Origin of the sequence: Actinopolymorpha sp. B9G3, from assembly GCF_040120725.1 — a bacterium.
Taxonomy (GTDB): Bacteria; Actinomycetota; Actinomycetes; order Propionibacteriales; family Actinopolymorphaceae; genus Thermasporomyces.
On the sequence record NZ_JBEEAB010000025.1, the window covers coordinates 75,487 to 81,631 of the forward strand.

General features: G+C 64.9%; 5 protein-coding genes and 1 pseudogene. 2 read left to right on the plus strand and 4 right to left on the minus strand.

Features of this window, described 5'->3' with window-relative positions:
* Positions 1 to 209: 209 nt before the first annotated feature.
* Entirely contained in the window at positions 210 to 1,184 is a 975-nt protein-coding gene (locus ABNF93_RS29650; RefSeq protein WP_349331524.1) for a metallophosphoesterase, read from the minus strand.
* Between the two features lie 326 nt (positions 1,185 to 1,510).
* On the opposite strand from ABNF93_RS29650, the gene ABNF93_RS29655 reads away from it, so the two are divergent.
* Positions 1,511 to 2,269 (plus strand): glycerophosphodiester phosphodiesterase, encoded by a 759-nt coding sequence (locus ABNF93_RS29655; RefSeq protein ID WP_349331525.1) that lies wholly within the window; start codon positions 1,511 to 1,513, stop codon positions 2,267 to 2,269.
* Between the two features lie 227 nt (positions 2,270 to 2,496).
* On the opposite strand, the gene ABNF93_RS29660 is transcribed toward ABNF93_RS29655, so the two are convergent.
* Entirely contained in the window at positions 2,497 to 3,684 is a 1,188-nt protein-coding gene (locus ABNF93_RS29660; RefSeq protein WP_349331526.1) for an FAD-dependent oxidoreductase, read from the minus strand.
* A gap of 63 nt (positions 3,685 to 3,747) precedes the next feature.
* Between ABNF93_RS29660 and ABNF93_RS29665 the strand changes: the two genes are divergently transcribed.
* Positions 3,748 to 4,359: a PadR family transcriptional regulator gene (locus tag ABNF93_RS29665; RefSeq protein ID WP_349331527.1), complete on the plus strand. Its 612-nt coding sequence runs from the start codon at positions 3,748 to 3,750 to the stop codon at positions 4,357 to 4,359.
* Positions 4,360 to 5,335: 976 nt separating this feature from the next.
* On the opposite strand, the gene ABNF93_RS29670 is transcribed toward ABNF93_RS29665, so the two are convergent.
* A complete protein-coding gene (locus ABNF93_RS29670; RefSeq protein ID WP_349331528.1) occupies positions 5,336 to 5,830 on the minus strand; it encodes a GNAT family N-acetyltransferase in 495 nt (164 codons plus the stop codon).
* Between the two features lie 184 nt (positions 5,831 to 6,014).
* Positions 6,015 to 6,145 (minus strand): annotated as a pseudogene (locus ABNF93_RS35075) (IS630 family transposase); the annotation flags it as partial.

A 6,145-nucleotide genomic window follows, 5' to 3' on the forward strand; every position in this document is an offset into this window, starting at 1 on the left:
TCGTCTACTCATCCGACGGCCCACAGAACGTGCTCGCATCGGCATGCTCGGGCAGGGGCTTCCAGCTGGGTGCCAGCGGACTTCGTGACTGGTCGGGAGGGTCCCGCGATCGGTTCTCAACCGCGTGGCAGGCCACCGGGCTACACCGCAGGGTCGGTCATGCAGTTGCCTCGTCGCACGACAATGTCAACGATCAGCAATGTCAACGATCAGCCCGCTGTGGCGGCCAGTTCCGTGGCCGGTCTGCCGAACGGAACGATGCGGTCGGGTTCACGGCCGTAGCCGTCGATCTCGAAGCGGTCCTCGAGGACCCGCACAGTCGCGTACGCATTCGTGTCGAGCTCGACCATGCCGTGGAACGTCACGAAGTGCTTGCCGCCGGCGAAGCCGTAGTTGCCGTGGTGGTTGTGCCCGTTGAACCAGGCGACCACGTTGTCGTACGAGGTAACCAAGTCGACCAGCTCGTCGTCGTTCCAGGTGTTGTGGACGTTCTTCGGGTAGATCGGGTGGTGAGAGTTCAGCACCACCCTCTCGCCGCGGGAGCGGGCGCCGTCGAGGACGCGGCGCAGCCAGGCGAGCTGCTCCTCTCCCACCGCGCCGTTCCAGGTCTGGGCGTTGACCGCACCCTCGGCCGTGAGCCGGTCAAGCATCGCGCGGGCCAGCTCGTACTTCTCCGAGCCCTTGGGATTGGCGTAGAGGCTGATGTCGTTGGTGTCGACGACGACGAAGCGCCAGCCGTTGCGGCGGAAGTGGTGGTACGGCGCCGGCATACGCAGAGTCTCGAGCAGCTCGCCCAACGGCATCTGGAAGTCATGATTGCCGAGAACGTGGAACTTCGACATCCGCAGCTTCTCGAATGTCGGCACAACGTCGGCGAAGCTCTCGGCCAACCGATCGACAAAGTCGCCCAGATGAAGGGCAAAGTCCAGGTCGGCATCGTTGAACGCCGCCACCGCCTCGCGGAGCTTGTGCACCGACTCGCGGTAATGGCGAGTACCGGCAGTATCGACATCGGCGTACTGGCAATCCGCGATCACGCCGAACCGGAGCGGCTCTACGGCACCGGCCGGTCCAGCTCCGATGCCGAACGGCACCGTGGCGGCGCCGAGCGCTGACAGGCCGAGAAGCCGCCGCCGGCTCGGAGTCCAGTCCTGGATCAGGTCGCGAGAACGTGGGCGAGTCACAGTGAACCTCCTGCATCGTGGATTGTGGCCAGGAAATTGCCTCACCGTGTCTAGCCACAGACCCTGCAACGGCTCTCCAGTGAATAGGACCTGAAGCTTCCCGCCGGCGACGCAAAGCCGGTCCTCACCTCCGCCAGCACGTCCAAACTTCGCCGCGCATACGCCGCGCTGTCGCCAAACACGGCCTGATGGGCGACACCGTACAGGCGCCTGGTGAGTAGCCGGGGGCATCTCAGCCCCCGGCTCTCGTAGAACCGTGCGACGAGGAGCCGGAGCCGGACCGCTGGATCGATGCGGGAACCCCGGACCGAGGCGCCGCCGATGCGGTGATCTCGGCTCACCGGGGTGCGCTCACCCTGGCACCGGAGAACACGCTCAAGTCCTACGAGTACGCCTTCGCCTACGGCGTAGAGCTGGTCGAGGTCGACGTTCAACAGACCCGGGATGGACGGTTCGTGGCGCTGCACGACTCGACCGTCGACCGCACGACCAATGGCACCGGCAACATCGCGGACCTGACCTTCGAGCAGGCCCGCTCGCTCAACGCCGCCGACTACGACCCGTGGCGAGTTGTCGACCGACCTCGTTACCGGCCTGGATGGGTGCGTTGGGGTGCCGACCGTGAACTGGCGCGGCGCTTCGGTGTCCTTCGCCGGCGACGGGGCCGTACATGCGTCGACCGGGCGGATCACACCGAGCACCGGCTAAGCGGTCAGCACGCCTCAACGAGACCCACCGGAGTCCCATCCATCAGATCCATCGCACCCGGGCGAGACGGCCTATGGCTCGGCAGGCCCGGTTGCCTAGACGGTCCTGAGATTCCTGTGCAACCGGCCCGGTGGCTGGGGCGTCCTCTAGCTGCAGGTATAAGCGGCGCGGGTCAGGTCTGCCGGGTGCAGCCAGCACGCGGCCGCAGTGTTTATGGGGCTGGGGCATGGGGGTCTCGCAGTGACTACCGCAATCTTCTGGGCAATCCTCGCCGTCATCTACGCCGGCCTGGTGCTGCTCCTTATCGCGCTCGCCGCAACAACAAGGCATGCGCACCGGAAACGGCTTCGAGCGATTTCGCAAGCGAAGATGTCTAGCTACGTTCCCCACCAGCGATCGGCTGTCCACCCCGATCCTCAGCACAGACCTGCCGCGAGGATGCAGAAGATCGCCAGGGTAGCGAAGTAACTGCAGGGTCGACCGGATACGGATCTAGGTTGCCCCATTGGCTGCTGACGCAGCCGAACCTGTCGGGGTGCCAAGCATCGCTGTGCCTTGGTGTTTTGGCGGCAAGCCCCGAACACCTCCGGGGTCGTCGGATGGGTCAGGTGGTCACGGGCGCTTCCCAGTTGATGCGGTAGTCGTGTACCCAGTCCGAGGTGCTCCGTGCCGCCTGCCGCGCGACCAACGGAATGACGATCCGATCTCTGATCAGCCCACTCACCCTGCCCGGGATCTTCTGGTCGCTGGTCCGCTTGGCCCGGGTGATGAGTTTCTCCACGCGTCTGCGGCGTAGCGCCTCGAAGGCGGCAAGGGCAGTCCCCGTGTCGGGCTGGTCGCGCAGGCACTTCGCCAGCACCACGCCGTCTTCGATCGCGAGGGAGGCGCCTTGGCCCGAGGTCGGTGAAATTGCGTGGGCAGCGTCGCCCAGTAGCACTATCGAGGCAGAGTGCCACCTGGCGACCGTGGGCAGATCGCAGGTGTTCCATGGCGTCAGGATGTCGTCGGTGTGTGCGATGAGCTGGAGTGCTGGAGTGTGGTCGTCGGCGAATAGCCGCTGGAGTTCGGTACGCCATCGCGACGCCAGCTCCGCGAGCTCGTCCGGGCTCGCCTCGGCAGCGCGCGGCACGTTGGCGAACCACCACACGTCGCCTGGACCGCGCTTGACGTAGGCGAAGAACGCCCGTCTGCCGAAGGTCATCGTGAACACGCCGGGCTGGGTCGCTACGTCGATTCCGTGGGCAAAGCCGCCGGTGTTGAGCAGGCCGGTGTAACGAGGGGGTCGGCCGTCGGGGTTCAGCAACGCACGGGTGCGCGAGTTCAGGCCGTCGCCACCGATCAGCAGATCTCCCTTGGCTCGAGTACCGTCGGCGAAGGTTGCGACCACCCGGCCGTCGGCTCCTGTCGTCGCGTCGAGGAGTTTCTTGCCATACTCGATCGCGATCCCGCGGCGGACCGCCTCGTCGCGGAGTCCAATGTAGAGGTCGGAGCGCCTGATGCTCTGGCTGACCAGACCGTTGTCGGGCCTGCCGATCGCGAACGTGCCGAGAGGGCGGCCCGCGCTGTTCTGCATCGCGAGGACTGGCGTGTCGAACCCGCCGAAGTCGCGGGCGTCGACGGCGATCAGCCGAAGCGCGGCCAGTCCGTTGACGGCGACTGTGAGGAACGCTCCGACCCCGTCTGCCGAGCGGTCGTACGCCTCGTAGATGGTCGCGTCGAGGCCCGCTTGTCGCAGGGCCATCGCGGTCACGGGTCCGGTGATGCCCGCTCCGATAATGATCGCCTTTCGCATGCCTGACACCATAACCTGGTTAGCCATACTATGGCTAGTAGGATTCTGAACTAGGGTGAGCACGTGATCGAACCGCCCCGACCACGGTCCCCGCTGGCTATGGTGCTGCTGGCACTTCTGGCCGAGGAGCCAATGCACGCCTACCGCATGCAGCAGCTGATCAAGATCCGACGCAAGGACGATGTGGTCAACGTCGCGCGGAGCAACAGCGTCTACCAGACGATTGACCGCCTGCTCCGTGACGGGCTGATCGAAGTACACGAGAAACTCGCAGGCGGCGTCGGGCCGGGCCGGATCGTCTACGCGATCACCACGAACGGCCAGAAGACACTGCGCCAGTGGACCGACACCATGCTGTCGACGCCGGCTCGGGAGTTCCCCGAATTCCGCGCCGTGCTGGCGGTGCTCGCCATCATGAGCCCCGACGCGGTACGCCCCCAGCTCGAACGCCGGGCCGAGGCACTGCAGTCCACACTGGCACAGGCCAGGCGGGAGCAGCAGATGGCACGAAAACTCGAGCTCCCAAGGATCCTCATGCTCGAACACGAGCACATGGTCGCCGTGACCAGGGCCGAACTCACCTGGCTCCGCAACGTCCTCGCCGACCTCGGCTCCGGCAAGCTCACCTGGTCGACCGAAGAGATGCTTGCCATGCGAGACAAGTTCGAGTCATGACATCGATGAGAACTGCGCCGGTTCGCGATCCGCAGCGGGGAGTTTCAATCAGCCGCTGACACCCGCAGCCCCGCAGCAGACCAGTCATAGACATGTCCCACCACGTAGAAGTCCAAGTCACAGGGCCAATCCGCGATCACTCCAAGATAAGCGGGGAGATCGTGAGATGGCAGGACCGGCGGCTGGACTTCGCCGCCCTACAGCGGCAATACACCCAACGTCGACGCGCTGCCGAGTTCGCCGTGACCCATCCGGGTCACCTTGTGCTGTTCGACGTCCTCGAGAGCGCCCGCGGCGGCGACCTGCGACCGCCAAGGTTGTCGACCGTGTCTTGGTGAAGGGGCGGTGTCCCGCCGAAGCCCGGCGCACGAGGCGGCGTCCAGTGACACACGGCGTCCCAGATCTTGAACTGGAGGCCGAGCACGAACCCGCCTCATGCCCAAGGCACTCCGAACTTCGCCGCGTATACGCCACACCGATCCCACCGCACCAGCGACGCACTACGCGGCACTTCTCTGACCAGGGCAAACACCGGAAAACAGCCCGAAGGCGACGGTCCGCGGGCCGTTGCCCACTCCGATGGGATGGTTCCCAGCCAAACCGGGTTTGACCTGGGCTTTTGCATCGTGGCAGGTGTTGGATTCGAACCAACGTAGCTTGCAGCGGCGGTTTTACAGGCCTACGGTCAGACCGCTTCTGACCTGCAAGGACGTCTCCGTGACAAAGCATTTCGGGGAGCATTCGGGGGACGCGGCACAGCACATGTACGGCAACTGCAAAGGACCTTCGGGTTTCTGGCTGCGCTGAGCGTGGACCATAGTCGCGTCCGAGGCTTACCGTCCTGACCGTGGTTGACCGTTGCCGACCATGATCGGCCCTGGCTGGGGCACGCGGAGGGCACGCCGACCTCACCTCCAATGACACAAGAGCCCCGATGCGTGCCCTACACACGCCAGGAAGGGCGAACACCGGTCGGTCAGCGGATGAGGTCCTCGCCGGCTTGTTCATGCCGTACGCCGCGATCCGGGTGGAACGCCATGTGAAAGTCCCTCTCGGACTCGGCGTGCTGCTCGAAGCCCAAGCGCTCATAGAGCCTGCGCGCGCTCACGTTGTTCCTGTCGACGTCGAGATGCAGAGGTTTCGCGGTGGATCGGCTCTCCTCGATCAGTGCCCTGATGAGATGGGTGCCGATTCCGTTGCCCTGGAAAGCCGGGTGGATCTGAATTCCCCCAAGGAAGATCCGGTCCGGGAAGCGGACGACCCGGAACCTGCCCGCTGGGGCGCCGTCGAGCTCGATGATCGAGAGGATGCTCTCCGGCTCGTCCGCGCCGAAGTACCCGTCGATTCCCTCGGCAAAGGCCTTCCGACATTCCTCGACATCGATCGACGGATCGACTTGTGCTTCGACATTCGCCAGCACGTCAGCGAGGACGGGGATGTCATCCCTCGTAGCGGTGCGAAGCGAGATCATGACCACTACAGTGAGAGCGCATCGGCCAGATCACAACCGGTTTTCTGGGACCGCATCGGGCTGGCGTGCCGACCTTCGACGTCCCCGGACACCATCGCCCCCACGTCTGACGCTGGCCGCGTTCGTGCGGAAGCGGATCGACTCTTCGCCACCAGGTGGCGCCGTTTCCGCTTGATCAACAGCGCTAGTACCCCGTGGTTGAGATCTTTTGACGGTTCGTTTTGGTGAGGATCTGGTCGGCGGTCTTGGTCCAGACGAAGGGGTGGCAGCGGTCGTTCCAGCCGGTGATGAATTGGCGGATCTTGGTGATCAGGT

Coding starts and splice junctions, on each gene's coding strand:
- ABNF93_RS29660 (WP_349331526.1), bottom strand. CDS start 3,684: ATGCGAAAGGCGATCATTATCGGAGCGGGCATCACCGGACCCGTGACC.
- ABNF93_RS29670 (WP_349331528.1), bottom strand. CDS start 5,830: ATGATCTCGCTTCGCACCGCTACGAGGGATGACATCCCCGTCCTCGCT.